At 67.3% G+C, this 25,359-nt stretch carries 29 protein-coding genes; 11 read left to right on the top strand and 18 right to left on the bottom strand.

Features of this window, described 5'->3' with window-relative positions; translation table 11 throughout:
* Positions 1 to 6: 6 nt before the first annotated feature.
* The 5 genes from ABZ942_RS35700 to ABZ942_RS35680 all read right to left on the bottom strand — a co-directional run bounded on the left by ABZ942_RS35700 (position 7) and on the right by ABZ942_RS35680 (position 5,511).
* Positions 7 to 1,191, bottom strand: a complete 1,185-nt coding sequence (locus tag ABZ942_RS35700; RefSeq protein WP_357390005.1) for an acetyl-CoA C-acyltransferase — start codon at positions 1,189 to 1,191, stop codon at positions 7 to 9.
* The gene (locus ABZ942_RS35695; RefSeq protein ID WP_357390003.1) at positions 1,184 to 2,218 is read right to left on the bottom strand and encodes an LLM class F420-dependent oxidoreductase; all 1,035 of its coding nucleotides are present in this window, start codon (positions 2,216 to 2,218) and stop codon (positions 1,184 to 1,186) included. The genes ABZ942_RS35700 and ABZ942_RS35695 overlap by 8 nt, the downstream gene beginning before the upstream one ends.
* On the bottom strand, positions 2,170 to 3,630 hold the full coding sequence (locus tag ABZ942_RS35690; RefSeq protein ID WP_357390001.1) for a carotenoid oxygenase family protein: 1,461 nt from the start codon (positions 3,628 to 3,630) through the stop codon (positions 2,170 to 2,172). Before ABZ942_RS35690 ends, ABZ942_RS35695 begins: the two co-directional genes overlap by 49 nt.
* 80 nt (positions 3,631 to 3,710) lie before the next feature.
* On the bottom strand, positions 3,711 to 4,652 hold the full coding sequence (locus tag ABZ942_RS35685; RefSeq protein WP_357389999.1) for a helix-turn-helix domain-containing protein: 942 nt from the start codon (positions 4,650 to 4,652) through the stop codon (positions 3,711 to 3,713).
* A gap of 70 nt (positions 4,653 to 4,722) precedes the next feature.
* Entirely contained in the window at positions 4,723 to 5,511 is a 789-nt protein-coding gene (locus ABZ942_RS35680) for an Asp/Glu racemase (protein ID WP_357389997.1), read from the bottom strand.
* A gap of 60 nt (positions 5,512 to 5,571) precedes the next feature.
* Here ABZ942_RS35680 and ABZ942_RS35675 point away from each other — a divergent pair, with 60 nt between their 5' ends.
* The 4 genes from ABZ942_RS35675 (at position 5,572) to ABZ942_RS35660 (ending at position 8,285) form a co-directional block, all read left to right on the top strand.
* Positions 5,572 to 6,237, top strand: a complete 666-nt coding sequence (locus tag ABZ942_RS35675; protein ID WP_357389995.1) for a class I SAM-dependent methyltransferase — start codon at positions 5,572 to 5,574, stop codon at positions 6,235 to 6,237.
* A 494-nt stretch (positions 6,238 to 6,731) separates the two neighbouring features.
* A complete protein-coding gene (locus ABZ942_RS35670; RefSeq protein WP_357389994.1) occupies positions 6,732 to 7,373 on the top strand; it encodes a histone deacetylase in 642 nt (213 codons plus the stop codon).
* Positions 7,374 to 7,465: 92 nt separating this feature from the next.
* The gene (locus ABZ942_RS35665) at positions 7,466 to 7,915 is read left to right on the top strand and encodes a hypothetical protein (protein ID WP_357389992.1); all 450 of its coding nucleotides are present in this window, start codon (positions 7,466 to 7,468) and stop codon (positions 7,913 to 7,915) included.
* A 28-nt stretch (positions 7,916 to 7,943) separates the two neighbouring features.
* Positions 7,944 to 8,285: a MazG nucleotide pyrophosphohydrolase domain-containing protein gene (locus ABZ942_RS35660; RefSeq protein WP_357389990.1), complete on the top strand. Its 342-nt coding sequence runs from the start codon at positions 7,944 to 7,946 to the stop codon at positions 8,283 to 8,285.
* 5 nt (positions 8,286 to 8,290) lie between these two features.
* Here the strand turns inward: ABZ942_RS35660 and ABZ942_RS35655 are convergent, their stop codons facing one another.
* The gene (locus ABZ942_RS35655) at positions 8,291 to 9,418 is read right to left on the bottom strand and encodes a glycoside hydrolase family 3 N-terminal domain-containing protein (protein ID WP_357389988.1); all 1,128 of its coding nucleotides are present in this window, start codon (positions 9,416 to 9,418) and stop codon (positions 8,291 to 8,293) included.
* A gap of 1,851 nt (positions 9,419 to 11,269) precedes the next feature.
* Here ABZ942_RS35655 and ABZ942_RS35650 point away from each other — a divergent pair.
* A complete protein-coding gene (locus ABZ942_RS35650; RefSeq protein ID WP_357389986.1) occupies positions 11,270 to 11,458 on the top strand; it encodes a hypothetical protein in 189 nt (62 codons plus the stop codon).
* Positions 11,459 to 11,535: 77 nt separating this feature from the next.
* Here ABZ942_RS35650 and ABZ942_RS35645 read toward each other — a convergent pair whose 3' ends face one another.
* Complete coding sequence (locus ABZ942_RS35645; protein WP_357389984.1) at positions 11,536 to 14,100, bottom strand: MFS transporter; 2,565 nt, start codon at positions 14,098 to 14,100, stop codon at positions 11,536 to 11,538.
* Positions 14,101 to 14,574: 474 nt separating this feature from the next.
* Between ABZ942_RS35645 and ABZ942_RS35640 the strand changes: the two genes are divergently transcribed.
* The 4 genes from ABZ942_RS35640 (at position 14,575) to ABZ942_RS35625 (ending at position 18,863) form a co-directional block, all read left to right on the top strand.
* On the top strand, positions 14,575 to 15,231 hold the full coding sequence (locus ABZ942_RS35640) for a hypothetical protein (RefSeq protein ID WP_357389982.1): 657 nt from the start codon (positions 14,575 to 14,577) through the stop codon (positions 15,229 to 15,231).
* Positions 15,232 to 15,447: 216 nt separating this feature from the next.
* Positions 15,448 to 16,740: a fused response regulator/phosphatase gene (locus ABZ942_RS35635; protein ID WP_357389980.1), complete on the top strand. Its 1,293-nt coding sequence runs from the start codon at positions 15,448 to 15,450 to the stop codon at positions 16,738 to 16,740.
* Entirely contained in the window at positions 16,737 to 18,371 is a 1,635-nt protein-coding gene (locus ABZ942_RS35630; RefSeq protein ID WP_357389978.1) for a CHASE3 domain-containing protein, read from the top strand. Before ABZ942_RS35635 ends, ABZ942_RS35630 begins: the two co-directional genes overlap by 4 nt.
* Before the next feature lie 48 nt (positions 18,372 to 18,419).
* Positions 18,420 to 18,863 (top strand): response regulator, encoded by a 444-nt coding sequence (locus ABZ942_RS35625; protein ID WP_357389976.1) that lies wholly within the window; start codon positions 18,420 to 18,422, stop codon positions 18,861 to 18,863.
* Positions 18,864 to 18,886: 23 nt separating this feature from the next.
* Here ABZ942_RS35625 and ABZ942_RS35620 read toward each other — a convergent pair whose 3' ends face one another.
* The 10 genes from ABZ942_RS35620 to ABZ942_RS35575 form a co-directional block, all read right to left on the bottom strand.
* Entirely contained in the window at positions 18,887 to 19,255 is a 369-nt protein-coding gene (locus ABZ942_RS35620) for an STAS domain-containing protein (protein ID WP_357389974.1), read from the bottom strand.
* A gap of 223 nt (positions 19,256 to 19,478) precedes the next feature.
* Positions 19,479 to 20,057, bottom strand: coding sequence for an alkaline shock response membrane anchor protein AmaP (locus ABZ942_RS35615; RefSeq protein WP_357389972.1), 579 nt, complete (start codon positions 20,055 to 20,057; stop codon positions 19,479 to 19,481).
* The gene (locus tag ABZ942_RS35610; RefSeq protein WP_357389970.1) at positions 20,057 to 20,593 is read right to left on the bottom strand and encodes a DUF6286 domain-containing protein; all 537 of its coding nucleotides are present in this window, start codon (positions 20,591 to 20,593) and stop codon (positions 20,057 to 20,059) included. Before ABZ942_RS35610 ends, ABZ942_RS35615 begins: the two co-directional genes overlap by 1 nt.
* A complete protein-coding gene (locus ABZ942_RS35605) occupies positions 20,590 to 20,913 on the bottom strand; it encodes an Asp23/Gls24 family envelope stress response protein (RefSeq protein ID WP_357389968.1) in 324 nt (107 codons plus the stop codon). Before ABZ942_RS35605 ends, ABZ942_RS35610 begins: the two co-directional genes overlap by 4 nt.
* Positions 20,910 to 21,098 carry a hypothetical protein gene (locus ABZ942_RS35600; RefSeq protein WP_357389966.1) on the bottom strand — a complete coding sequence of 63 codons (189 nt, stop codon included), beginning with the start codon at positions 21,096 to 21,098 and terminating at the stop codon, positions 20,910 to 20,912. The genes ABZ942_RS35605 and ABZ942_RS35600 overlap by 4 nt, the downstream gene beginning before the upstream one ends.
* Positions 21,099 to 21,599 carry an Asp23/Gls24 family envelope stress response protein gene (locus ABZ942_RS35595; RefSeq protein WP_357389964.1) on the bottom strand — a complete coding sequence of 167 codons (501 nt, stop codon included), beginning with the start codon at positions 21,597 to 21,599 and terminating at the stop codon, positions 21,099 to 21,101. It lies immediately after the preceding gene.
* 95 nt (positions 21,600 to 21,694) lie between these two features.
* Positions 21,695 to 22,012, bottom strand: coding sequence for a hypothetical protein (locus ABZ942_RS35590; RefSeq protein WP_357389962.1), 318 nt, complete (start codon positions 22,010 to 22,012; stop codon positions 21,695 to 21,697).
* Positions 22,013 to 22,088: 76 nt separating this feature from the next.
* Positions 22,089 to 22,466, bottom strand: a complete 378-nt coding sequence (locus tag ABZ942_RS35585; protein ID WP_357389960.1) for an Asp23/Gls24 family envelope stress response protein — start codon at positions 22,464 to 22,466, stop codon at positions 22,089 to 22,091.
* The gene (locus ABZ942_RS35580; RefSeq protein ID WP_357389958.1) at positions 22,463 to 23,065 is read right to left on the bottom strand and encodes an Asp23/Gls24 family envelope stress response protein; all 603 of its coding nucleotides are present in this window, start codon (positions 23,063 to 23,065) and stop codon (positions 22,463 to 22,465) included. Before ABZ942_RS35580 ends, ABZ942_RS35585 begins: the two co-directional genes overlap by 4 nt.
* Positions 23,056 to 23,622, bottom strand: coding sequence for a sigma-70 family RNA polymerase sigma factor (locus ABZ942_RS35575; protein WP_357389957.1), 567 nt, complete (start codon positions 23,620 to 23,622; stop codon positions 23,056 to 23,058). Before ABZ942_RS35575 ends, ABZ942_RS35580 begins: the two co-directional genes overlap by 10 nt.
* Before the next feature lie 167 nt (positions 23,623 to 23,789).
* Here ABZ942_RS35575 and ABZ942_RS35570 point away from each other — a divergent pair, with 167 nt between their 5' ends.
* Together ABZ942_RS35570 and ABZ942_RS35565 are read left to right on the top strand one after the other, a co-directional pair.
* Positions 23,790 to 23,996 (top strand): CsbD family protein, encoded by a 207-nt coding sequence (locus ABZ942_RS35570; RefSeq protein ID WP_357389955.1) that lies wholly within the window; start codon positions 23,790 to 23,792, stop codon positions 23,994 to 23,996.
* 60 nt (positions 23,997 to 24,056) lie between these two features.
* Positions 24,057 to 24,254, top strand: coding sequence for a hypothetical protein (locus tag ABZ942_RS35565; protein ID WP_357389953.1), 198 nt, complete (start codon positions 24,057 to 24,059; stop codon positions 24,252 to 24,254).
* Positions 24,255 to 24,258: 4 nt separating this feature from the next.
* Here ABZ942_RS35565 and ABZ942_RS35560 read toward each other — a convergent pair whose 3' ends face one another.
* Positions 24,259 to 25,299: a kelch repeat-containing protein gene (locus tag ABZ942_RS35560; protein ID WP_357389950.1), complete on the bottom strand. Its 1,041-nt coding sequence runs from the start codon at positions 25,297 to 25,299 to the stop codon at positions 24,259 to 24,261.
* Positions 25,300 to 25,359: the final 60 nt, after the last annotated feature.

The raw sequence follows: 25,359 nt of genomic DNA, 5'->3' as shown, positions 1-25,359 counted from the left end.
GTTCCTTCAATTCAGACGCCGCAGCACGACCGCGGCGCCAAGCCCGAGGGCCGCGGGAATGGTGACCAGCGCGTGTTCGCCGCCCGTGCGCGTGAGTGCGTCGAGCGCTTGGACGATGAGGTTGCCGCCGGTCGCCCCGAGCGGATGACCGACCGCGAGTGCGCCACCGGTCGGATTGACCAGCGCTGGGTCGAGGCCGAGTTCCCTGGTGAGCAGAATTGGTGTGACAGCGAAGGATTCGTTGGCTTCCACCACCTCCAGGTCGGCGGCGGTGAGGCCCGCGCGGCTGAGCGCGAGTCGTGCGGCGGCGGCCGGGGCGGTCAGTAGTGGCGAGCGCACGGCGGTCTGTGCGGTGCCGATGATCCTGGCGATCGGTGGGTGGCCGAGTGCCTGTGTCGCGCGGAGACTTCCGACTACCAGGGCGGAGGCGCCGTCGGCGAGTTGTGGCGCGGTCGCGATCGTGTGTAGGCCGTCCGCCGGGTGTGGTGATCCTGGTAGGCGGCGGGCCACCCGCTCCCATGCGGGATCGTCGCCGAACAGGGCGGGTAGTGCGGCGAAGGTGTCGATGTTCGCGTCGGCGCGGGCGCCCTCGTCTGCGTCGAGCAATACGGTGCCGCCCTTACGGACCGGCACCACGGAGTCGGAACTCGGTGCGGCGGTTGCCCTCTGGTGTGACTGCACGGCGTAGGCATCGAGTTCGGCGCGGGTGATGCCGTAGGTGGCGGCGGTGAGGTCGGCGGATACGCCGATCGTCACGAACCCGGTGCGTTCGCCGAGGTCGGTGTCCGTGGCGATGGCGGGTCGATCCGACAGCATCGGCACCCGGGACATCGATTCGACGCCGCCTGCGACGATTACGTCGGCATAGCCTGCGGCGACCCGGGCTGCGGCGCTCTCGACCGCGTCGAGGCCGGAGCAGCACAAGCGTGAGACCACACCACCGGGCACTCGGTCCGGCCAACCCGCCCACAGCGCCGCAGCGCGGGCGAGGTTACCGCCCTGCTCCTCCACTGTCGTGTTGATGCCGACCAGGATGTCGTCGACGGAATCCAGACGGAGCGAGCGGCTTTCGAGTGCGGTGAGCAACTGCCCGAACAGCTCGTAGGGCGGAATTTCGGCGAGCGTGCCGCCTGCTTTGCGGACTCGGGCGCGGGGTAGCCGAATCGCGTCGTAGATGTAGGCGTCAGGCATGGTCGATCCTCGCAAGGGTCTCGAGCGTGTGGTGGCCCGCCGGGTCCTCGGCCGAAGTGGCGGGCACGACGACGATTTCGTCGACGCCCGCGCTGCGGTACGCGTCGAGTCGGCGGAGCAGGGCGGTGTCGTCACCGAACATGCCTACGGCTGCGGGCAACTCGTCGGGGACACCCGCCAAGATGTCGCGCGGATGCGCGCCACTGTGCGCGAGTCGCACGATCTCGCCGAAGCCTGCCTCCTCGAACATGGCGTCATAGCCCGGAGCACGCAGGTAGCCGACGACACCGCGGCGGACCGTGGCGAGGAGGTCGACTGTCGGATCCGCGGCGGCGGTGACCCATACCGAGATCGCGGGGCTCGCTACGCCTGCTGCTGCCGCGGCCTCGCGGACCAACTCGGCGCATCGCGAAACCTGTTCCGGGGTTACCAGATTGAGCACCACGCGGTCGGCGGTGCGGGCGGCGGCAGCCAAGGCCCGAGCACCGAAGGCGGCCACGGTGATCGCTGAGCGCGGCGGCGTGAGACGGAGCCGGTAGCCCTTGGTGCGTTCCACCTCCCCCGCGAAATCGACCTTGTCGCCTGCGAGCAGCCCACGCAAGATGCGCGCCGATTCTTCTAGATGTGTTGCTGTGTGGCGTCTTTCACGTCCATGCCAGCCGTTCACCACGACTGTGCTCGAACTGCCGATGGCGACGTCGACCGTCCGGCCGGTGAGTGCCGCGACACTAGCGACGCCCATCGCGATGGTGGCCGGACTGCGCACATCGACGGCAAACGGTCCGAGGCACAGCGGAATTCGGCCGGGCGCCAGCCCGATCGCGGTGGCCAGGGCGAAGGCGTCGAAGGTCGCCATCTCGCCTAGCCACAGCCGGTGATAGCCCAGCTTCTCGGCCGCTTCGGCGACGACAAGGGCGTCCAACGGATCACGGTCCTGCCAATAGGGCAGGCTCACGCTCAGTTGGCGGTCGGCGGCGCTCACTCGGCCGGCGACGCGGCCGCGCGCATCCGCGCGCCACTCACCCACGTGGCGTGGAATCCGAGCGGCACGCGGGTCGGCAGGCCGAGGCGGCAGACCGGTCCGGCGGCCAGGTCGGCGGCGTCGTAGATCCAGACCTCGGACAGCTGGGTGTGGCTGTTGAACGCGAACATCGTCAGCCAGGCGTCGTCCTCGTCGCGCCCGTCCGGACGCGGGACCACGGTGAGCTCGCTGCCGAAGAAGCCGTCGCCGAACGGCTGGGTTTGCTTGGCGCCGGTGCGCAGGTCGTACTTGATCACCGCGTCGAAAAGCATTGTGCTGTCTACCGATAGCCGCATCTGATAGGACCAGCGGCCGCGCTGGCCGGTGCGGCCTTGATCGATGGCCGGAAATTCGGTGTTGACGTCGTCCATCGGCTCCTCGATGGTGGCGCCGGTGCGCAAGTTGAAGCGGTACCTGTGCAGTTTCGCCTCGGGGCGCAGGTAGGCCAGCAGCTGGGCGAGGGGGTTCGTGCGGTCCGATACCGGGCTCGGCTTGGCGACCCGGCAGACCACCATGACGATCTCGTCGCCGTCCTCCCACGAGTTGACCGTGTGATAGATGTAGCCGGGCGCGGCCTCGAACCAGCGCACCTGGGTGCCGTCACCGCGCCGGGGCAGCACCGCGAAACGGCTCGGCAGCGTGCGATCGAAGAACAACTTGAACCGGCCCGCCGCGGCGGCCCTCGGGTCGTTGTACAACGGCAGATCCATCAGGATCGAGTAGTTCTCGGTGATCGCCATGTCGTGCGGCAACCGCGGGCCGGGCAGCTCGAGGCCGGTGTAGTGGGTGACCGTGCCGGACGGGTCGGCGATGCCGTAGCGCAGGTACGGCGCGTGGATGCCGTAGTCGAAGAAGATGAATTCCTCGGTGCGCTCGTCGACCTTGGCGTGCGCGGAGATTTCGCCGGGCAGCGTGCCGCCGAAGGTGTCGACGCCGCGGGTCTCCAGGCTGATCGGGTCCAGCGCATAGGGTTTGCCCGCGCGGTACCACAGCGACAGCAGGTTGCCGTGATGGAAGACGACGTCGGTGTTGGCGGAGTTACGTTCCCGGCGGTCACCCGGCGGGTTGTCGTCCCACGGCTCGATCACGCCGCGCCACAACGCGGTTCCGGCGGCGCGCTCGGCCTCGAACTCGGTGGTGCGGATGTAGCGGTTGCGGTAGGTGGCCTTGCCGTTCTCGAAATGCACCGCGTGCAACATGCCGTCGCCGTCGAACCAGTGGTAGCGGCCGATCGGCGCGAACTGCGGGTTGGGGCCGTTGCGGACGTAGACGCCGTCGAGGTCGGCGGGGAGTTCGCCGTGCAGGACGGCGAGGTCGGTCGCGGTGATCTCGTCGGCGGTAGGCGCGTACATGCCTTCCAGGTACGGATTGGTCAACGCTTGCGCGGCCGGTGCGATGAGTTCTTCGTTGAGCGTCATGAGTTGCCTACCTCTTCACTACAGTTATTGAAGTGATACGCGTCTCAGTGAAGGGTGTCAAGAGGCGCTGGTCGGGCGGCTCAGGCGAGGCGGTCGAGGGCGGCCTGTGCGACCGGTTCGAAGCGGACGTCTGTGCGATCGAGTCTGGCGTCGCAGCCGCGGCAACGCAGGGCGGGCACCAGGTCCGCGCCGCATTCACGATGGCGGATGCGCAGGCCTGGTTCGGGTGCACCGGGATGTGCGAGTGCGGACCAGGAGAGCAGGAACGCGTAGATCGCGAACAGTGCGCGGCCGCGCGGGGTCAGGCGGTATTCGCGGCCGGCGCCTTCGCCGGATCGGCGCAGGATTTCGGCGTCGCACAGGCTGGACAGTCGCTCGGTCAAGGTGGTGGGCGACATGTTCATCGCGGTGCGGAACGCGCTGAATCGGCGCATGCCTGCCAGCGCGAGGCCGGTTACCGTGGCGCTCCAGCGGTCGCCGATCGCCGCCATGACCTCGTCGAATTGCATGTCGGATCGCGCGGAGACGGGAGCGCGGGCGCGGCGTCTGCCGCTGGAAGTGAAGCGCCCCAACGCATCGTCGCCCAGGTCGACGTCGGTGTCGCGTGGGGTCACCGTGCGGCCGCAGCCTCGGCACATCAGCACCGGTGGGCCGCGGTGTCCGCATGCACCGTGCACCAGGTCGGGGTGCAGCGCGCCCTCGGCGGTCCACTCGCGCTGCCAGCTCCAGACGGAGACGAGGATCTCCCAGGTGGCCAGGCCCAGATCCGTGAGCAGATAGTCGAAGCGGTCCGGCGACGCCGCCTGCGGGGTGCGGACGAAAACGCCTGCGTCGACCAGGGCCGCGAGTCGGGCGGTGAGTACGGCGGGCGGGGCGCCGGTGCGTTCGATCCACTGGTTGAAGCGGCGGGTGTGGTTGACGAAGGCGTGGCGCAGGATGGTCAGCGTCAGGCGGTCACCGAGCAGGTCGAAGGTGGCTGCGACGGGATGCCGGGCTGATTGCCCTGCGTCGATCAGGTCCATCTGTGCACACCTCCGGATCCTTGCCTAGTTGCACTTCATTAACTGTAGTTGATTTCGGCCTGGTGAGTGCTCAAGGAATTTCGACGGACTCCAGTTCGAGGTCGATCTCGAGGCGGGTGAGCATCTCCCGGAACTCACTCGCCGGGTAGCGGTCGTTCTCGGTGACGAGGCCGAGCACGGTGCCGCTGCCCGGTACGGACAGCGGGCGGATTCGGTCGACCACGCCCTCGATGGGGTCGAACAGTCGCAGTTCCGGGCGCGCGCGCTCGAAATAGTCACGGAGCCAAGGTAAATGGGTGCTGGAGAGCGTTACCGCGTCGATGCCGGGATGCGCCGCGAGCAGGGTGGTCAGGAACTCGCTGATCACCGTCGCGGTGTGGTCGCGGCGGAACAGGAAATCGCCGCTCTCCACCAGTTCCACCAGTGGTGAGGCATTAACGGTGTGTACCCGGGTGATCGCCGAGCCCGCTGCCGCGCGCAGAAAGTCGACCAGCTCAACGCTTTCCACCAGCGAGCGCACGCCGAGCACCGCCACCTCGCCGGCGACCGCCAGCGCTTCCCGCACCGGTGGCCGCACTCCGAATATCGGGACCGGGCTGTGCAGATCGTCGAGGATGGTCACCGAAGGGGCGTTGGAAGCCAACAGGATTGCGCTCGGCTCGAAATCCGCGAGGAACCGCACCGCGCGGTCGACCACCGCCAACAGTTCGGTCCGATCCTTCGCGCCGTACGGAAAGCTGGCCCGGTCGGCGAGGTAGACGATGTCACGGTCGGGCAGGCGCTGATGCAACAGTTCCACCGCCGAATAACTGCCGAGGCCCGCGTCGAAGACCGCGATCGGCTGCCGCAAAGAGGTCACCCGGTGATCATGCCCGGTGGTCGCCGCGCGGTCTCCGAGGACGCCTGACAGACTCGGCGGGTGACCGATTCTCGTGATGCGGACGCGACCCGGCTGGCAACCGACTCGCTGACGCAAGGTGATCCAACAGGTTGGTTCGAGCGGCTGTACGTGGCGGCCGCCGATGGCACGGCCGTGGTGCCGTGGGACGCCGATGAGCCGAACGCACTGCTGGTCGACTGGCTCGAGCGGCACGAGCGGGCCAATGATGGCATGCGGGCGATCATGGTCGGCTGCGGGTTGGGGCGCGATGCCGAGCACCTCGGCAAGCTGGGCTTCGAGACGACCGCGTTCGATGTCGCCGAAACCGCGATACGGACCGCCCGTGAACGTTTCCCGCACTCCCCGGTGAACTACGTCGTAGCCGATCTGCTCGAGCCGCCCGCCGAGTGGACGGGTGCGTTCGACGTGGTCGTCGAGTCGATCACCGTGCAGTCACTGCCCGTCTCGTTGCGTGCGGTAGCGACTGCGAACGTCGCACGGATGGTGGCACCCGGCGGGGAGCTCGTGGTCATCGCGAATATTCGCGAGGAAGGTGCGGAAGTGGACGGGCCGCCCTGGCCGCTCACCCGATCCGAAATCGACGCGTTCGCGATCGATGATCTCCAGCCGATCCGGGTGGAGCAGGTATCGCCCGCAGGACGACCGGGCTTTACACGGTGGCGCGCGGTCTTCCAGCGAGCCTGACATCTCCGCTGGCACACCATCCACACTGATGCGAGCTATCCCCCTGACAGCTAGTCGAGCCACGACCACAGCATGGGCAATGGCCCCCGCGCACGCCTCGTCCCCCCGCGCACGCCTCCTCCCCCCGCGCACGCCTCCTCCCGTCGCGTTCGCCTCGTCCCGTCGCGTTCGCAATTGCTGGCAATTGCGTGCGCGGTTGGCGAATTCTAGCGCGGGGCCAGCCGGTTGACGGATTCAGTCTCGTGCCCGGCGGCGTCACGTCGGCGTAAGCCCAGCCGTCTCGTTCAGCCAACCGGCGAAATCGTGCGCGGCCAGCAAAACCATGCACAGCACGAGGTGCTAGCTCGCGGCTGACTTAGGCCCAGTCACCCGGCGTTCCTGCTTGCGCGCACGTCCCAGGCAGCCGCGCACGAAATCGCCGGCTGAATTGTGCGCGGACGGCGAAACCGTGCGCAGCATGCGGGCTGGCTCGCGGCGAGCGGCAGGATGGTGGGGTGACCGAGAACGGTGATGTCGGTGCCGCTGGCCTGGTCTGGTATGCGGCGTACGGGTCGAATATGCATCTGAGTCGGCTGCAGTGCTATCTCGCCGGAGGTACGCCGGAGGGTGGGGCGCGGGCGGTGCCGGGCTGCCGTGAATCGGCTGAGCCTGCCCGTTCGGTCCCCATCATGCTGCCGGGGCTGCTGTATTTCGCCACCGAATCGTTGGTGTGGACCGGCGGGCGGGCGTTCTACGATCCCGACGGCCCCGGTCAGACTGCCGCCCGCGCTTACCTACTCACTGTCTCTCAGTTCTCCGACATCATCGCCCAAGAGATGTACCGGCTCCCCGGCACTGATCTCGACCTCACCGAGGCAATCGCCAACGGCCGCTCCGCACTAGGCCCTGGCCGCTACGAAACCCTCTCCTACGCAGGCACACTCGAATCCCACCCGATCCTCACCTGCACCGCGCCCTGGCACCACACCGATCTCCCCGGCAACTCCCCCTCCCCCACCTACCTGCGCCACCTGGCCACCGGTCTGATCGAATCCCACGGCTGGACAATCGAAACCACTGCCACCTACCTGGCTACCCGCCCCGGTGCCAGCCTCACCTGGACCCCCGATTCCCTGACCGCCCTGCTCCGTACCTGACCGATGAGCCGCTCTGCCAACCTCTAGGTTCTGCCTGCACGGTGCATCGATCGGCTCTCGCTCGTACGGAGATCATCGCTACCGTGTCGGCTGTGGGTACCATCGCGGCCGCCAGATTGAACAGGTTGCGAACGGGGCTGTGTGCTCTCGCATTCGCAGCAGATGTGTCGCTTCGGCTTTCGCCGCTGCCGATCTGGGAATCGCTGGCACCGCACTCCATTGCCGATCTCCTGATCGCTACAGTGGCGATAGCAGTGGCTTGGGCGTCGGTGTTACTCGCACGGCGCTCACGGGTTGGACGGGCGCTGTCCATCTGTATCGCCGCGCTCGCCGTTCTGTCCGTCACGGCGCAGATCGCGAAGATCTACCTTGCCTATGACGGGCATCGCAGTCTCCGGTTCGCCGACCATGTCCTGGCCACTCCACACGGCGACCTCGTCGATTTCAACGTCCCTCTTATCCTGGCCTACACCGCGGACATCCTCTTGTGGTTGTTCGCTGTGGCGTTGTCGATCGCCTCCACGCGAGGCAAGAAGACCTGACCGACCGTGGACGAGGTAGACACGGGGCGTGGATATTCAGGAACTTCAAGCCCGAGCAATCACGATTCACGATCTCTACGACGCGCTGAATCTCGCGGAACGTGGACGGACATGGACTCGGGCGGACTTCATGCTCGGGTTCGTCGGGGACGTAGGCGATCTCGCGAAATTGGTCATGGCGGCCGAGGGGGCTCGAGCGATGCCCGGCGGCCGGGCGGCGTTGGAACATGAACTCGCGGACTGTCTTTGGTCCGTGTTGATTCTGGCGCACCGATACGAGGTGGATCTGGAGAGCGTGTTCACCCGGACGATGGGTGAGCTCGAGGAGAGCATCTCGGATCGGTTGGGGCGTCGATCTGGTTCAGCGTGAATTGTTCACGGGAGGCCGGCACGTAGGGCGGTGACTCGGTCTACCGCGGCGGTGAAGGCTGCGGGGTCGAGTTGTCCGTTGGTGTAGGCATTGGCCAGGGCGGTGGTGGCGCTTTCACCTTGGCTGGTGTCGCGAGCGGAGCAGAGGATGAGGTCCATGCCTGCGGCTGCGGCGGAAGTGGCGCGCTGGCCGGTGGTTCCGTACGGGTTCAGCGCTCCTGCCTCGATGGCGTCGGTGATGGTGACGCCGGTGAAACCGTTGCGGGCGCGTAGTTCCTGGTTGACGATCTTGGGTGACAGTCCGGCGGGGTGGTCGGGGTCGAGGGCCGGGTAGATCGCCCAGGACAGCATGACAAGCTTTACCCTGCCGAATATTGCTGGCGGGTAAGGAAACTCGTCGACCGAGTGCAGGGTGGACTCACTCGAGGGGAGCGTGACCGGGTCGGTGTCGGTGTTCTGACCGCTGGGTGCGGAGCCGAGGCCGGGGAAATGCTTGGCGGTGGCGGCGACGCCGGTGGCCTGTTGCGCGGCAGTGAACGCCAGCCCGAGTGCTGCCACCACAGCGGGGTTGTTGCTGAACGAGCGTTGGTAGCGATCGATGAAATTGCCGGGAGTGTCGTAAACGTCCAACACCGGGGCGAGGTTGACGTTCATCCCCACCCCACGCAAAGTGCGCCCCGCACCGAGGCCCGCATCGATGGCAGCGGCCACCGGATCAGCAGACTGCCCAACCTGTTTCGCCGACAACACCGGATCCCCGGGCAACCGCCGCACCAGTCCACCCTCCTGATCCGTCATCAACAACAACGGCACCTTGATCGGACTTTCCGCCTGCGCCTGCCGCAACTGCCCGATCACCCCCGCGATCTGAGCCGTACTGGAAATGTTCTCCCCGAAGAAGATCACCCCGGCAGCCTGACCAGTGCGAATGGCATCCAACAGCACCGGCGGCGGGACCAACCCCGAATACGAATAGATCACCCGCTGCCCCGCCAACTGCATCGGCGTCAACCCCGCCGCCCGCGCCCCTGGCCCAGCGACCACCCCCACTTGCACCGCAGCGACCAGCACTAACACCACAATGGCAGCCAACCGGGCATGCCAGCGACGGAAACCGATGGCGGGCATCAACATCCCCGACTCCTTCCACCCCATGACAATGGTGGCGCATCGATCGGCTCGACGCGAGGCCCTGTGTCCCCAGATGGAACGCCTGGGTGAGTCTTCCGCTTTGCTCGATAGGTCAGGTTGGGAAGTCCTTAGGTGTACCTATCCGATGAGTGGACCTATCCAAGGGCATGAACTGGTAGTGCTGGGCGCGTCGCCTGCCGTACCCGGCTTTAGTTATCGGTCAGGTGCGCGATGTCGCGTTCCCGAGGTGGTCATCTGGCTGTGGTGGCGTTTCGAGAGCTCGATAATCAGCGAATCTCGGCTTCCGAGGTGGTGTAGACACCTCCGGCACCCACTGTTTGAGCCCCTCACTCAGTACAGCGGGGGTGAGGCTGACACAATGGGTGTACGGATGGGTTTCGCGGGGTGATCTGGTCGTGGTTGCGGCCCAAAGGGCTCCGATGTGGTGAAACCTGGTGGTGGAGAGGGGGTTCCACAGGGCCTGCATACCTCTCACAAAGGCTCGACACTTCGTAACAGGTGTGGACGGTCTGCGGGTTCGGCGCCTACGGGCCAGACGGCGTCGATCAACACCATCCGTTGCGGGTTGCAGGACGTATCGCCTCGGATCTGCACTCTCTCTCGGGATCTGCACTCGGAATAGGGCCCTAGAGTCGGTGCAGATCCCGAGAGAGAGTGCGGATTTGGTGGTGCGGGGGGGGCGAGGCCGCGGGACTCGTTGGAGTGTTCCTCGAGGACCGGGAGTAGGCCGTCGGTGGTGGGCTTGCGGCGGAGTCCTACCTGGTCCGGGTAGTCGGCATTGATAACGGTTCCATCGGGTGCTGAGGGTGATCAGGAACTGGGAGGGGGCCGTTGATTCCAGCTGCGGAGATTGCTACTCAGACCGTGCGTGCCGAGAGGGGTGCGACGACCGAGGTTCGGATCTATCGCCAATTCGCCGATCCGTCGGCGCGGTGCTTATCTGTATGCCTGCCATGGGGACCTGGGGAGCTACCTGCGTTTCCTTCGCGGAGGCGCTGGCGCGGGCAGGGTTTCAGGTGGTGCTCGGCGAACTGCGGGGGCAGGGCACGAGTTCGGTGCGCATGGGGCGCGGGACGCGCTACGGGTACCACGAGATCGTGACCCGCGACTATCCCGCGCTGTTCCATGCCGTCGAGGCCAATTTCCGTCAGCGCCACGGTATCTGTTCGGGCACAGCCTCGGCGGCCAGCTCGGAGCACTCTCCCCGGGGCAGCATCCAGCGAAACCAAGCACATCGCCCTGCCCGCGTTGGAGCCGCAGTCGCTGCTGAGCCGTCCGACGTCGGCCGAGGAGTTGCTCGCCGGAGTGCGAGCGGCCATCGTGCGGTTGTACGCGATGCTGGAGCAGGAGCCCGGACTTCATTCGGCTGGTACTGGTCGAGGCGAGTGCCATCGACAAGGAGCTCAGTGATCGGCTGCTCGGTCTCGAGTTGCTCGTCAGTACCATTGTGGCACAGGAACTTCGGCGCGGTGTCGCGGAGGGTTGGATTCGGGCGGACATTGATCCCGAGGCGACCGCGCATATCACGATGACCCTGGTGGTGCCGGGGTTGTTGCAGCGGCGGGGCCATCCTCATGGGAGCGCCCTCCTGCCGCTACCGAACCTGGCCGTTTCCGCGAAACCTGGCCATTCTCGGTGGCGCACACCTGGCCGTAGGGATCGGCCGACTGGTCGGCTATTTTCCGGGCCGGCGCATCGGAGTGCTCGGTGACGACTCGACCCAACTCATGCGCGACTTCGCCACCCAGGTTCGGACCGGCCGCTACCGGGTCCCTTCCTCGACAGTGGATTTCGAATCAGGGTTGTCCCAGGTGCGGATGCCGGTCCTGGCCGTTGCCATCGAAGGCGACAGCATGGCCACCGCCCGAGGAGTCCAGGCCCGGCGACAAGCTCGCCAACGCATCGGTGACCCACTGGAACCTGCTGCTGGACACCATGAACCGAAACCCGCACTACCACTGGGTTCGCGACAGCGCCGTGCTCATCGAGCGCATACAGGCGTTCATCGACACAAACTCCTAACCGACAAGCCCATGCGTCGCGTTGTCGGCCCCGTGTTGGAGGCACTGTAGACGGAACCCGCGACAGCCAGTCGCGGGTTAGGGGTGGCTCGGTGAATCGTCCAGTTGGTAGCTGAGTTTCACGTCGTGGTTTACCTCGCCGCCCGTGACGGTTATTCGGCTGGTTGATGGCGGGTAGCCGCGGGCTACTACGGTGTATTGACCTTGGGGGAGATCGGTGACGAGGTAGCGGCCGGTGTCGTCGGTGCGGGCGGTGGCGGTGAGGTCGCCGGTGGTGTTGAGGACGCTGATTTGGGCGTCGGGGACCGGGCGGCCGTCTTCGGCGACGGCCGAGCCGACGAGTACGGCCATGGGGCCGAGTTCGATGTCGTGGCGAAGCAGGCCGGATTCGGGGACGGTGAGGGTGGTTGCGCTGGGGCGCATGTGTTCGGCTACGGCGACCAAAGTGTAGGTGCCGGAGACGATTCCGTGGCAGGTGTAGCGGCCGTCGGCGGTGGTGGTGGCCGCGCCGACTACTTCGCCGCGCAGGTCGGTGAGGGTGACGGTGGCGCCGAAGAGGGGGGTGCCGCGGGCGGCCGAGCGGACGACGCCGGACAGTTCACCGGATCCGAGGAGGGTGAGGTCGAGGCGCTGTGCGCGCTGCCCGACCGAGACTGTTACCGCGGCGGGTTGGTGATCGGTCGCCGAGATGATGAGGACGTAGTTGCCGCTCTCCGGTACGCCGATGACGTAGCTGCCGTCGGCGTCGCCGGTCGCCCGCGAAACCTGGTGGCCGCGTTGGTCGATCAGGGTGAGCGCGGCGTCGGGCACCGGGTGACCGTTTTCCCGGTGGATACGTCCGCCGATCGCGCCGTCGCCGTATCCCTCGAAGCCTTCCACCGAGTCGAGCACGGTCACCGTGGAACGTGCTGCGGCCATGGCGAACTGGCGTGCGCCGTTGTGCTCGGCGGCCGCGTGCCTGGCGACGGCCCCGGCCAGCACGGGTTCGGGCTCGGTGAGTGCCTGCGCGGCGCCCTCCCAGATCTGATCCTCGTCCCAACTCGGCTGCACGGCGGGCGAAATCACGATGGGCTTCGGATCCCCCTGCAGCGGAATCTCTTTCATGAACATCAGCACGAAGCAGGCCAGCAGCGCGACCGCCGCGGCGACGTAGAACACACCGTGCATGGACTCGGTGAAGCCGATCAGGATCGGCGCCTTCAGCTCGTCCGGCAGCGCCTCGATACCGCTGGTGTTGCTCTGCATAGTGCTGAGCTGTTCGGCATCGAACCCGGGCGGCAATGCCCCGCCGAACGCGTCGATGATCTTGTTGGGCAACAGGTTGAACAGAATCGTCAGGAACACCGCGACACCGAGCGTGCCGCCCATCTGCCGGAAGAAGGTCGCCGCCGCGGTGGACACGCCCATATCCGACCGCGGCCCGGCGTTCTGCGCCGCGATGACCAACGTCTGCATACAGAAGCCGAGCCCGAGCCCGATCACCGCGCAGTACGTCAGCGGCTGCCACAGCACGCTGTCGTAGTGCACCTGCGCGAACAGCGCCGAACCGAACGCGGTGATGAAAGTGCCTGCCACCGGCAGGATCTTGTAGCGACCGGTCCACTTGGTGATCCGCCCGCCGAGCTGCGACCCGACCGTGATGCCGAGCACCAGCGGCACCATCAGCAGACCGGCATGGGTCGGCGTAAAGCCGCGCACCACTTGGAAGTACTGCGGAACCATGGTGATCGCGCCGAACATGGCGATGCCGACGATGAAGCCGCCGAGAATGGTGACGCTGAACGTCGAACTCTTGAACAGCCGCAACGGAATCAACGCCGCGTCCTTCATCAGGAACTCGACGAGCAGGAACAGCAGCAGCCCGACCGCGCCGACCCCGTAGCAGAGCAGCGACCGATGCGATTCCCATCCCCAGTGCCTGCCCTGCTCGGCGACGACGAGCAGCGGCACAGTGCAGATCGTCAGCGTCACCGCGCCGAGCCAGTCGATCCGGTGATTCTGGCGCTGGTGCGGCACATTGAGCACCCTGGCGACCACGAGCCAGGCCAGCACGCCGACGGGCACGTTCACCAGGAACACCCAGCGCCAGCCCGCGATGCCGCCGAGGGTGTCCAGGTCGGAGAAGAAGCCGCCGAGCACTGGGCCGAGCACGGTGGCGAAACCGAAGACCATCATGAAATAGCCCTGGTAGCGCACCCGTTCGCGGGCGGGCACGATATCGCCGACGATGGTGAACGCCAACGACATCAGGCCGCCGGCCCCGAGGCCCTGGAACGCGCGGAACCCGGCGAGCTCGTACATCGAGGTGGCGAAGGTGCAGGCCACCGAGCCGACGATGAACAGCCCGATCGCGGTGAGGTAGAACGGCTTACGCCCGTAGATGTCGGCCAGCTTGCCGTACAGCGGCGTGGTGATCGTCGCGGTGATCAGATAAGCCGTTGTCGCCCACGCCTGTTCGTCGAAGCCGTGCAGGCTGTTGGAGATCTTCACGATCGCCACGCTGACGATGTTCTGGTCGAGGGCGGCCAGGAACATGCCGAGCAGCAGGCCGGACAGGATGGTCAAGATCTGCCGGTGCGACAGTGCGGTGCCCTCGCCCGCTTCCAGGCCCGGCGGCGTTGCCTGGGTGGTGGAATTCGTCATGTAGGCCCTGATTCTGGTCGGCTGCGTTGTCAGCGGTTTTCTTCGAACACGCGCATCCGATCACCGGTCGCCCCCAATGCACTGCGCGGCCGTCGATCGGCTCGGCTCGGCGCTCGCCAAGCCATGTGACACAAGCGATCTGCACTAACTACTGCTGGTAGAACTCTCAGCGGTGCGACAGTTCGGCGAGCTTACCGGTGTGCTGTGGGCCGCCAACGGGCGTGGCCCCTCCCCATTTTCACCAGCAGACCTACCAAAACCGCGCAACTAGTTGCTAACGCGAACAATACATAGGCCCGTCAATCCATTATCACCGCGGGTAGGCGGTTCCAGAGAAACCCGCGCCCGGATAGCCATTTGCTATGTAAGGTCTTTCGTGTCTCGCGCATGCGGGACGAGCTTCTGCGGCGCGGGCTGCGGTATGCCCTTGTCGCAGGTTCCGAACAACATTCGGCGACAGGGGGGAATCAGCAGATGTCAGAAACCGGCCCGGCACCCAGCGACCCATCACCCGCACCCGCACCCGCACCCGCACCCGCACCCGCACCCGCACCCGCACCCGATGGTGGCACCACGCCCGATGCCACACCTTTCTGGCGGTCGATGCTGTTCTGGGCAGTGGTGAGCGGCGTCGGAACGGTGCTCGCGGTGTTCGTCGGCATCGCCCAGTGCGCCGGCTCGAATTCGCCGACGGCGGCACCGAGTAGCGCACCCGTTCCGGTCCCGTCCGCGCGACCGGCAACCGTCGAACCACCATCGCTCACTCACGGCCACCAGAAGATCGCCAACGTCGACGGTATCGACCTGGACACCGGGCAGATCCACGATCAGAACCAGCTCGGCGTAGACATGAGCCCATCCAAGACCGCCGACTCCCTCAACGCCATGACCAACGGCAAGCCCCGCTTCGCCATCCCGCGCGACGACGCGGGCTCCGGCCTGGACCGCTGCAGCGCGATCCGGCCTGCCGCCTGGACCCAGACCTTGGCCAACACCTACCACCTGCTCACTGGCAGCCACCTGTGCGTGCAAACCGACCAGGGCAACCTGGCCGATCTCACGCTCACCCATATTCCTTCCGCCGCCGAGCAATACCTCGAATTCGATTTCACCACTTGGCGGCCTGAATAATCGACGGCGGTCGGCCACAGCGAGTCCAGGAGGGAATCGAGCCGCGCGACACCCGCCACAGGTAGTCGGGCTCGGCTGTGCCTGGCGGGACGGTAATGTTGGCACGTCGCGAGGTACAAGGCCCGGAGGGTGTGCCGAACGAATGTGGGTACTCCGCGTGAGTCGTATTCGACGACGACCGAGTAGGTCAACGCGGATGGAAGGAGACCGGAGTCGATGCTTTCCGGGCAGAGTGGGCAGATCGGCCTCCTCGGCGACGGCGACGGCAAGGCCCGCGCAGCAGCACCGATTCCCGAGCGCCGACCAGACCGTGCCGCCGTCTGGAGTTGGCCGGAGTTGTCGGTGTTACTGGTCGAGGACGATCAAGCCGACGCCTTGCTGGTCGAGGAGCTGATCGCCGACGGCGCGCCGGGCCTGCCGATGCGGTGGGTGCGGTCCGCGGCCGAGGCGCGCGCGCTACTCGCGCAGCAATTACCCGACTGTGTGCTGTTGGACCTGCATCTACCCGATGCGCACGGACTCGAGGCGCTGGCCACGGTGCGCGAGTACACCGACCAGGTCGCGGTCGTGGTGCTCACCGGCCTGGACCAGGAGCAGATCGGCCTGGCCGCGGTGGCGGCGGGCGCCCAGGACTACCTCGTCAAAGGCCGGGTCGAGCCCGAGTTGTTCGGCCGTGCAGTGCGTTACGCCATCCAGCGTAAACAGGCCGAGCGTGCGTCGGCGGCGCTGCGGACCAGCCAGATGCGCGCGCAGGAGAACGCGCGACTCGAACGTGGGCTGTTGCCGACCCCGCTGCTGCGCGGCGAACGCTCGGTCGACATCGTGGCGCGCTACCGTCCCGGCCGGGCCAACGCCCTGCTCGGCGGCGACTTCTACGACGTCGTACAGCAGGCCGACGGCACCGTGCACGCGCTGATCGGCGATGTCGCCGGCCACGGCCCCGACGAGGCCGCGACCGGGGTGGCGCTGCGGCTGGCCTGGCGCACGCTGGTGCTCAGCGACATCTTCGGCATCCGGCAGTTGCAGCTGCTGGAGGAGGTGCTGCTGGCCGAGCGCACCGGCAGGCAGACCTTCGCCACGCTGACCAGCCTGATCCTGCGTCCGCGCGATCATCGCGTGGTGGTCACCAGGGCCGGGCATCCCGGCATGCTGTTGCGCACCGGGGCCGAGATCGACTGGGTCGAGGTGCCCGGCGGTCCCGCACTCGGTTTCCTGCCGGGCCGGGCCGAATGGGCCGCGCACGAGATCACGTTGCCGGTCGGTTCCGGCCTGATGCTGTTCACCGACGGACTGTTCGAGGGACACACCGACGCGAGCCAGGATCGCCTCGGCGAGGAGGGCCTGCTGGAGCTGGCGCGCACGGTGACCGCCGCCGAACCCGCGGTGTTCGTCGACGAATTGATCCGGCGCGCCGAGGAACTCGCCGAGGCGCACGGCGGGCTCGAGGACGACGTGGCGGTCTTGTACCTGCAGTGGAATCACCGAGACCTGAACCAGGACAATCGATGACGACATCTCCCAGCAAGCGGTCCGTGGCCGGTCGACTGACCGTCCAGGGCTGGTTCATGCTCGTGCTGGCCCTGATGGTGATCTTGGTCGTCATCGGCACGGCGGTCGGTGCGCACCAGCTCGCCAAGACCAACCGGGTCGCCGACCGGATGGTCGACGGGTTGCAACCCGCCACCGCCGAGACCTATCGACTGCAGGGCGCGCTGCTCAATCAGGAGACCGGCATTCGCGGCTATGCCATCGGCGCCGATTCCCAGTTCCTCGCACCTTATTCCGAAGGGGTACAGGACGAAGCGCAGGCCGCAGCCAAGATTCGCGAGCTACTCGCGGACCGCCCGCAGCTGATCGCCGACCTCGACGCGGTGGAGCGGGCGGCCGCTGAGTGGCGCACCGGATACGCCGAGCCGCTGATCGCCGCGGTGACCGCGCGCGGCCCCGCCGCCGTCGACGAGGCCGCGGCAACGCGCGGCAAGGCGAGCTTCGACAGCCTGCGTGCCCTGTTCGCGGCCCAGAACGCCGATCTCACCACCGAGGTCGACCAGGATCGGGCCGAGCTGAAAAACACTCGCGCCGTGCGGGATGCGGTGCTGACGGGCCTGGTCGTCGCGTTCCTGTTGGCCGCGGTCGCGCTGACCGTCCTGGTGCGCAAGCTGGTGGCGCGCCCGCTGGACTATCTGGAGGCGGCCTCCCGGCGAGTCGCCGACGGCGATTTCGACCACCACATCACCGCACACGGACCCGCCGACCTCGCCACCGTCGCGGTGGCGGTGGAAGGCATGCGCCGCAGGGTCGTCGCCGAACTGGAGTCGTCCCGGGTCCAGGAGTCGGTGCTGGCGGCACAGACGGCGGAGTTGGACACCCAGACCGCGGAACTGCGCCGCTCCAACGCCGAACTCGAGCAGTTCGCCTACGTGGCCTCGCACGATCTGCAGGAACCGTTGCGCAAGGTCGCCGCGTTCTGTCAGCTGCTGGAAAAACGCTACGCTCCCCAACTCGACGAGCGCGCAATCCAATACATCGACTACGCGGTGGACGGCGCCAAGCGGATGCAGGTGCTGATCAACGATCTGCTCACCTTCTCCCGGGTGGGGCGCGTCATCGACGGCAATGTGCCGATCGAGCTCGACCAAACCCTGGACAAGGCGGTGGCCAACCTCTCGGTGGCCGCCGAGGACACCGATCTGCGGCTGGAACGCCCGGACGAGCTACCGGCGATCACCGGCGATCCGACGCTGCTGACCATGCTGTGGCAGAACCTGGTCGGCAACGCGATCAAGTTCCGCGCACCCGATCGGTCGCCGGTTGTCCAGATCGCTTGTGTCGCAGATGGCGACACCGGCGGCTGGCTGTTCTCGGTCTCGGACAACGGGATCGGCATCGCGCCGGAGTTCGCGGAGAAGGTATTCGTGATTTTCCAGCGGTTGCACAGCCGTGAGGAATACACCGGCACCGGCATCGGGCTCGCACTGTGCAAGAAGATCGTCGAACACCACGGCGGGAGAATCTGGCTCGATACCGAATACACCGGCGGCACGCGTTTCTGCTTCACGCTGAACTCGCCTGTGCTGCCGGTGGATACCAGCGCACTCGGCGAAACCAGTAGGCCGCGGCAAACTCTCGAAACCAGCTGACCCCGTCCTTCGATAAGACTGTCCCCCAGATGAATACAGGAGTACCTCTTGACCATTCCCGGCCAGCCCATCGACATCCTCCTGGTAGAAGACGACCCCGGCGACGAGTTGATGACTCGGGAAGCATTCGAGGACAACAAGATAGGCAACACCCTGCACGTCGCGCACGACGGTCAGGAGGCTCTCGACTTCCTGTATCAGCAGGGCGAACACGCGGGCGCGCCGCGGCCGGATCTCATCCTGCTCGACCTGAATCTGCCCAGATACGATGGGCGCCAGGTGCTCGAACGGATCAAGGCCGACCCTGACCTGGCGCACATTCCGGTGGTCGTGCTCACCACGTCGGCGGCCGAGGAAGACATTCTGCGCAGCTACAAATTGCACGCCAACGCCTATGTGACGAAGCCGGTCGACCTGGACCAATTCGTCACGGCCATCAAGCACATCGACGATTTCTTCGTCCAGGTCGTCCGGCTGCCTCGGCAGCGCTGATATCCGACGAGCGCAGGCCGGCACTAGACCGGGCGGCGCGGCTCCTCGACGGCGAGCGCTTCGTCGACGGTGTTGTGCACGCTGAGCAGCTTGTCCAGCCCGGTCACCTCGATCGGCCTGCGCACCGGCGGCGAGGCCACCACGCGCAACCGGCCGGACGCCAGCGACTCCGCCGCCACGAGCAGCACACTCAGTCCGGCGGAGCCGAAGAATTCCACCTGGGACAGGTCGACGACCAGCGTGGCCGGCTTGTCCCGCAACGCATCATCGACCGCGGCCTGGAACTGTGGCGCGGAGGCCATGTCGATTTCTCCGGTGAGCGAAAGGATTCGGGCGGAATCGACCGATCGCACGTCCGTTTCCAAGCTCTTCGCCTTTCCGTCCGCGCTCATCGAGTACCCGCCTGGACACCGACGCCGAGCGCCATTCGGCCTCGACTCGACCGACCTGAGTCCGCTACACCAAACCGGTTGCCTGGCATCGCCACTTCGCTACCTCCGACGCGTCGACCCCCCGCCCGCTCGAGCACGGCGCGGGGCTGATCCAACTCGCCAAACTACCGTAGGCCGCCTCGGCTCGCCGCGCCCGCCTCGGCCTGCCGCGTTCCGACAATTCTCAGCGCACCCGCGCCGGTCGCCGGTCTTCGGCGAAGTCCAGCTCCAGCGTCACCGGAATGACCTCGACCTCCAACGCTTCGCGTAGCCGGGTGACCGCGTGGCCCAGAATCCGGCGGCGCAGCTGGGTGATGTCGGCGGTCGGTTCGGCGGTGACCACCAGGTGCAGTTCGGGCGCGTCGCGGCCGCCGGACAACCAGGCCGAGGCGGTGCGCACGCCCTCGTAGCTTTCGATGTCGGTGGCCACCGGGGCCGCGGCGGTGGCCGACGCCAGCACGGTGGTCCCGGCCCACTCGGTGCCGCCGGTGCGCCAGGTGACCGACTTGGGCATCCGGAATACCTGTGCCAGCAACCAGCGCAGGCACAGCAGGCCGATCAGCACGGCGACGGCTACCGCGGCCCACAGCACCCAGGTCGGCGGCGCCGCGGTGCCCGGCACGAGGGTGTCGTCGGATTCCACCCAGCGCAGCCGCCCGTAATGCGCGGCGACGGCGAGCACGCCCGCGGCGAGCAACAGCACGCCGGTGAGCCCGAGCATGGTCCGGTTCAACGCGGCCGGACGGTTGGTTCGACCAGCCATCACACCTCTCCTGTCTTCGGGCCGTGCAGCTTGGCCCGGACGCGTCGCACCGGCTGCGGGCCGATCTCCTGGACCCGGCGGGTGAGCGTCTCGCAGATCTCCTCGGGCAGACCGTCCGCACCCGCGCGATCGGTGCGCGCGGACACCTTGACTCCTTTGCGCCGCAATCGGATTCGTGCGGAGCTGACGCCGTCCACCGAAGCCGCGGTGCTGCGCAGCGCGGTGCGCAACCCACCGCGGGTCACCCCCGCGGACATCCCGTCGTCGGTGTCGAGCGGCAACACGGCGGCCCGGCCCGGCCACAGCGCCAGCGCAAGCAGCACGAATCCGAACACCACCGCCGCGACACCCACCGCGAGCACCGGCATGTCGTGCCAGGTCATGCCGTGCAGGTCGGCCGCGACGGTGTCGTAGGACAGATACTCGTGCGCGCCGATCAGCCGCTGGATCAGCGACACCGCCACCGCCACGCACGCGGCGAGCAGCAGCACGGCGACCATGATCGCCGGAATCACCCGGCGCGGCCTGCGCTTCACCGAACTCTCCTTCCGGCAACGGTTTCAGTGGTCAGCTCGGTCACCACGATGTCGATGCCGGACACCGCGAGTCCGGTCAGCTCGCTGGTGCGCCGGGCCAGATGTGCGCGACACGCCTCGGTCACCCGGCCGATCGGCGACGGATACTGAATCGGCAACCGCACATCGAGGGCGGTCCGGTTCGCGAAGACCCGCGCGTCGACCCGCACGTCGGCGCCGACGCCGGCCACCTCGCGCGCGGCCTGCGCGACGATCCGCTGCACCGCGCGCGGCGCCACCGTGGTGACGCCCGGATACTCGTCCGCGACGACGGCGGTCATCGCCTGCCCTTGCGCTGTGCCGATTGCAGCAACCCGACCAGGTCCAGCTCGCCGTCGAGCCAGCGGCCGACCACCAGGCCGAGCACGGCGAACAGCAGCACGACGGTGAAGGCGCCGAATCCGCCGAACGCGCCGGCGAAGCCGAGCGCGAGACCGACCGCGAGGCAGATCGCTGTGGCACTCATCTACTGCACCCGACTGCTCGGCGCGGGCTCGTCGTCGTCGCCGGGGATGTACACGTCGTTGACGTTGATATTGACCTCGACCACGTCCAGGCCGGTCATCTGCTCGATCGCGTTGATCACGTTGCGGCGCACCGCGCGCGCCAATTCCGCGATGGCGACGCCGTATTCGACGACCAGTTCCAGATCGACGGCGGCCTGGGTCTCCCCCACCTCGACCGAAACCCCTTGGCCGATACTGGCGGACGCGCCGGGGATGCGATCGCGAATGGCGCCGAACGCACGCGCCGCGCCGCCGCCTAGATCGTGCACGCCACGCACCTCGCGGGCCGCGAGCCCGGCCACCTTCTGCACGACGATGTCGGCGATGGAGGTGGTGCCCTGGTCGCTGGCCAGCTTGCTGTCCTGCTGAGCGGCCGCGGCGGAGGAAACCCGGCTCGCCGGGGCCTTGGTGTCGGCGGGCGCCTTGGTGTCCGTGTTCTTGTCAGTGGTTGTCGTGCTCATTGCTCCTCCTGATTTCCCTTGCGGTACAGCGGACATCGGCTTCATTAGGATCGACACGTGATCCGACCCGGACGTCACGGGCTCGACGGTGTGACCTAGGTAACCCCCTCGCTGCCGAAGGCTCCGGCGTCGAGCTCGGTAACCACCAGGCGCAGGCGCGCATCGGACCAGTCGGTCCCGGCCAATGCGGCGCGCAGGGCGGCTGTGGCCTTCTCCAGCAGCGGCGCCAACGGCAGTTCGGCCGCGGCGACCCGCACCTCGACTCGGCCTGGTCTGACATCCACCGCGAAACCTCGTGCGTCCCATGGCCACCAGGCCGGGCTTTCCGCTCCGAGCGGTGTCGCGGGACGAATGCCGTCGATCGTGTCCAGCGCGCCCAGGACCACGGCGATGATGTCGCTGGGAGAACTCACGGCTGCGCCTCGCCGGCACTCGACTCCGCCGTGCCTTCTAGGCAGCTGTGATATCGGTTCGCTCGCTGACGCTCCCTCACCGGCGCTCCGGCTCGATATCGAGAATCGTCACCGACACCTCATCGACCGTCTGCCCGGTCTGTTCGAACACCACCCGCGAAACCTCCTGCTGCACCGCGTGACCGATCACCGCCGCCGCGCGTTCGGCCGAAATCACCACGTCCACTTGCACACTCAGCGCGCCCGAGGCGGTCCGGCGCACCCGCACGCCCTCCGACGACGCGGGGTCGGCACTGGTCAGGCGCTGCTTGCCCACCCGGACCAGCGACGAGACCAGCCCGCGCACACCGGGTTCCAGCCGGATCACGCCCGGCGTCGCGCACGCCGCCTGCGCGGCCACCGCGGCGACGACCGGCGCCTCGATCCGGACCTCGGAAAAAGCATCGGTCGTCATCGCCGCCCGCCCCCCGTTTCGTCGTCCTCATAGATGTCCGCGACCACCAGGTCCAGGGTCTCCAGCACGAGGCCGGCCTGGGCGGCGAGTGCAGCGCTGACCCGTTCGCGCACGAGCGGCAGCGCCGCGCCGACGGTGGTGTGCCCGAACCGGATGGCGACCGACAGCTCCACCGCCACCAGGGTTTCCCCGTCCATCCCCATGCCGACCCTGCGCACCCGGCACTGCCTGGCGCGCACGCCGGGCACCGAATCGGCGGCATAGCGCAGCACGGTGGCGACGGCTTGTTCGCTCACCTCGACCGTGCCCGGCGCGGGTGTCGGCAAGACCAGGGTCCGGCCGCGCCGCGCCTCGGCGCGCACCGCGGACATGATGCGTCCGGTCAGATCGGGCGGCGCCGGATCCGGTTCGTCGATCAGCTCCTTGGTCGCCGCGCGCAGGGCGAGCAGGCTGTCGCGCGCCGCCCGGCAGTGCGGGCAGCTGGTCTCGTGTTCATCACCGAGACCGGCCTCGACCGCGTCGAGCCGATCCCAGACCTGTTCGATCTCGCGGCCGCAGGGCAGCCGGTAATCCTGTTCTGTCGTTCCGTTCACCGCCATGGTTTCATCACCTCGGACAAGTGGGCTCGCGCGCGGGCAATCCGGCCACGCACCGCCGTGGTATTCACTTCGACGATGTCGCCGATCTCCTCGTAGGTCAGCCCGTGCACCTCGCGCAATAGCCAACAGGCGCGCTGTTCGGGCGTGAGCAGCTGCAGCGCGTCGTTCAGCGCTGCCAATTGCGTGCTCACCTGCACCGCGTGCTCGGGCTGGGTGTCCGAGCGTGGCGATTCGGTGGTCTCCGGGTCTACCTCCACGGTTGGTTTGCGGGCCCGGATCACGTTCAGGCACCGATTGGTCGTCATGCGATAGAGCCAGCCGACGAAGGCCGCGTCCTCGTTGAGCTGCGGTAGTCGGCGCCAGGCCCCGAGGAACACCTCCTGGACGACATCTTCGGCGTCGGAGCGGTCGGCGAGCATCTTGACCGCGAGGCGGAACATCTGGGCCTGATAGCGCAGTACTAACTGCTCATAGGCCCGCATATCGCCGTCGCGCGCCCTGCTCACCAGGGTCGCATCATCGGGCGCGGTCTCGGCAACCGTTTCTGTCGTGGTCACAGCACCTCCTCCACCGCTCATCACGTAGACACCGGGGAATGGAAACCGTCACGGCCAGTATGACGTGATCGTTGTCTCATTGGTTGCTGCGTGCGGTTTGTGAAATGGCCGTGTCAATACGACGTGTGCATCCAACCCGGATGTGCCACGACACAGCGGAGGTTTCGATGTCTCTGAGCGACAAGATCGGCAACAAGGTCGACGAGTTCGGCGGCAAGGCCAAGGAAGCCGCGGGCAACGCGACCGGCGACGACGATCTGCGCGCCGAAGGCAAGGCGGACCAGGTCGAGGCCGCCGTCAAGGGCGCGGTGGAGAACGTGAAGGACGCCATCGGCGACGCCGTGGACAAGGCGAAGAGCGCGTTGGGCAAGTAGCCCGCGCGTGCGGTGTGCGGCCGCGAGTACGGCCGCACACCGCTCGGTTCGAACAGGGGTATGACAGTGATCAATCATCGACCGACCAGAATCGCCGGTGTCGAACCGGTGACCGCCGTGCTGGCCATCGCCACCTGCCTGGCATTGACCATCGGTGTGGCCGCAATGACGGAGTCCGTCGCCGCGACCGTGGCGGCGTGTGTCAGCATCATCGCCGGACTCGCGCTCGCGCTGGCCATCCTGCCGCACAAGGCGTGACGGACTACGGGGTGTAGATCTCCGTCAGTGCCGGAAGATCGTCCGCGTTGCTGCCGCCCGCGGCGAGCACCCGGCCGTCGGACAGCAGCGTTGCGGCGAAATCCGTGCGGCCGTAGGACATCGGCCCTACCGCACTCCATGTGTCGGCGTACGGGTCATACAGCGAGGTGGCGAGGAACCCGGCGAACAGATACTGCTCGTCACCACCACCGAACACCAGCACCTTTCCGGACTTCAGGGTGATCGCGTGAAAACGGTCCCGGCCGATCGGCATCCTGGCGGCGGGCGCCCAGCGATCGGTCACCGGATACCACCGCTCGGTGGTGTTCAGCGAATGCGAGTCGTATACCGGACCCGATACCCAGCCGTGGGCCGCGCCGCCGAGCACGAGCACACTGCCGTCGGGCAATAGCACCGCTTGGTGCGAAAGCCGAGGTGTCGCCAAAGACCCTGTCGTGCTCCACTTTCCGGTCACCGGGTCGAAGATCTCACAGAAGGCGGTCGGCGCGGCCTCGTGCCTCGCGACGATCGCGGCGCCACCGATCACCAGCACCCGGCCGTCCGCGAGCAGGACCGCCTGATGCGAAGACCGCTCGTCGACCATCGGCTCGGTCGGCTCCCAGGTGTCGGTGGCCGGGTTGTACAGCTCAGCCGAGTTCGTGGACCCTAGGTCGGTACTCATTCGCGGTTTCGCGCCGCCCGCCACCAACACTCGGCCATCCGCCAGTAGTGTGGCGCTGTGCATGCTGCGCGGAGTGCTCATGCCGGTTCGGGTCGGCGTCCACTTCTTGGTCCTCGGATCGAAGCGTTCCGCCGCAGCGACGGTGTTGAACGGCTGCTGATATGGACCGGAGATACCGCCGGCAACGAGGACCGTCCCGTCCGGCAATCGAGTCACGGTGTGCAGCCTGCGCCCGAGCGTCATCGGCGCCGTCGCGGACCAGGTCGAGGTGGTCGCGTCGAACAGTGCGGTGGCGGCCACCCCGGCGAACGCCGCATCGGCGCCGCCGGCGAGCAAAGCCCCGCCACCGTCCACACCAACCATGGCACAGTCATTTTCAAAGGCTCGGCTGGCGTCGGGTAGATCCGACGCATTGGACCAGCT

The organism is Nocardia sp. NPDC046473 (assembly GCF_040645995.1).
Classification (GTDB): Bacteria; Actinomycetota; Actinomycetes; order Mycobacteriales; family Mycobacteriaceae; genus Nocardia.
This window is presented reverse-complemented; position numbering and strand designations above follow the sequence as displayed.

Bases quoted from the DNA above. Each gene is read 5' to 3' on its own strand.
- ABZ942_RS35690 (WP_357390001.1), bottom strand. From the start codon at position 3,630: ATGACGCTCAACGAAGAACTCATCGCACCGGCCGCGCAAGCGTTGACC.
- ABZ942_RS35685 (WP_357389999.1), bottom strand. From the start codon at position 4,652: ATGGACCTGATCGACGCAGGGCAATCAGCCCGGCATCCCGTCGCAGCC.
- ABZ942_RS35580 (WP_357389958.1), bottom strand. From the start codon at position 23,065: ATGGCGGTGAACGGAACGACAGAACAGGATTACCGGCTGCCCTGCGGC.
- ABZ942_RS35700 (WP_357390005.1), bottom strand. From the start codon at position 1,191: ATGCCTGACGCCTACATCTACGACGCGATTCGGCTACCCCGCGCCCGA.
- ABZ942_RS35585 (WP_357389960.1), bottom strand. From the start codon at position 22,466: ATGACGACCGATGCTTTTTCCGAGGTCCGGATCGAGGCGCCGGTCGTC.
- ABZ942_RS35570 (WP_357389955.1), top strand. From the start codon at position 23,790: ATGTCTCTGAGCGACAAGATCGGCAACAAGGTCGACGAGTTCGGCGGC.
- ABZ942_RS35645 (WP_357389984.1), bottom strand. From the start codon at position 14,100: ATGACGAATTCCACCACCCAGGCAACGCCGCCGGGCCTGGAAGCGGGC.
- ABZ942_RS35560 (WP_357389950.1), bottom strand. From the start codon at position 25,299: ATGGTTGGTGTGGACGGTGGCGGGGCTTTGCTCGCCGGCGGCGCCGAT.
- ABZ942_RS35600 (WP_357389966.1), bottom strand. From the start codon at position 21,098: ATGAGTGCCACAGCGATCTGCCTCGCGGTCGGTCTCGCGCTCGGCTTC.
- ABZ942_RS35635 (WP_357389980.1), top strand. From the start codon at position 15,448: ATGCTTTCCGGGCAGAGTGGGCAGATCGGCCTCCTCGGCGACGGCGAC.
- ABZ942_RS35620 (WP_357389974.1), bottom strand. From the start codon at position 19,255: ATGAGCGCGGACGGAAAGGCGAAGAGCTTGGAAACGGACGTGCGATCG.
- ABZ942_RS35565 (WP_357389953.1), top strand. From the start codon at position 24,057: ATGACAGTGATCAATCATCGACCGACCAGAATCGCCGGTGTCGAACCG.
- ABZ942_RS35655 (WP_357389988.1), bottom strand. From the start codon at position 9,418: ATGTTGATGCCCGCCATCGGTTTCCGTCGCTGGCATGCCCGGTTGGCT.
- ABZ942_RS35595 (WP_357389964.1), bottom strand. From the start codon at position 21,599: ATGAGCACGACAACCACTGACAAGAACACGGACACCAAGGCGCCCGCC.
- ABZ942_RS35640 (WP_357389982.1), top strand. From the start codon at position 14,575: ATGTCAGAAACCGGCCCGGCACCCAGCGACCCATCACCCGCACCCGCA.
- ABZ942_RS35605 (WP_357389968.1), bottom strand. From the start codon at position 20,913: ATGACCGCCGTCGTCGCGGACGAGTATCCGGGCGTCACCACGGTGGCG.
- ABZ942_RS35615 (WP_357389972.1), bottom strand. From the start codon at position 20,057: ATGGCTGGTCGAACCAACCGTCCGGCCGCGTTGAACCGGACCATGCTC.
- ABZ942_RS35630 (WP_357389978.1), top strand. From the start codon at position 16,737: ATGACGACATCTCCCAGCAAGCGGTCCGTGGCCGGTCGACTGACCGTC.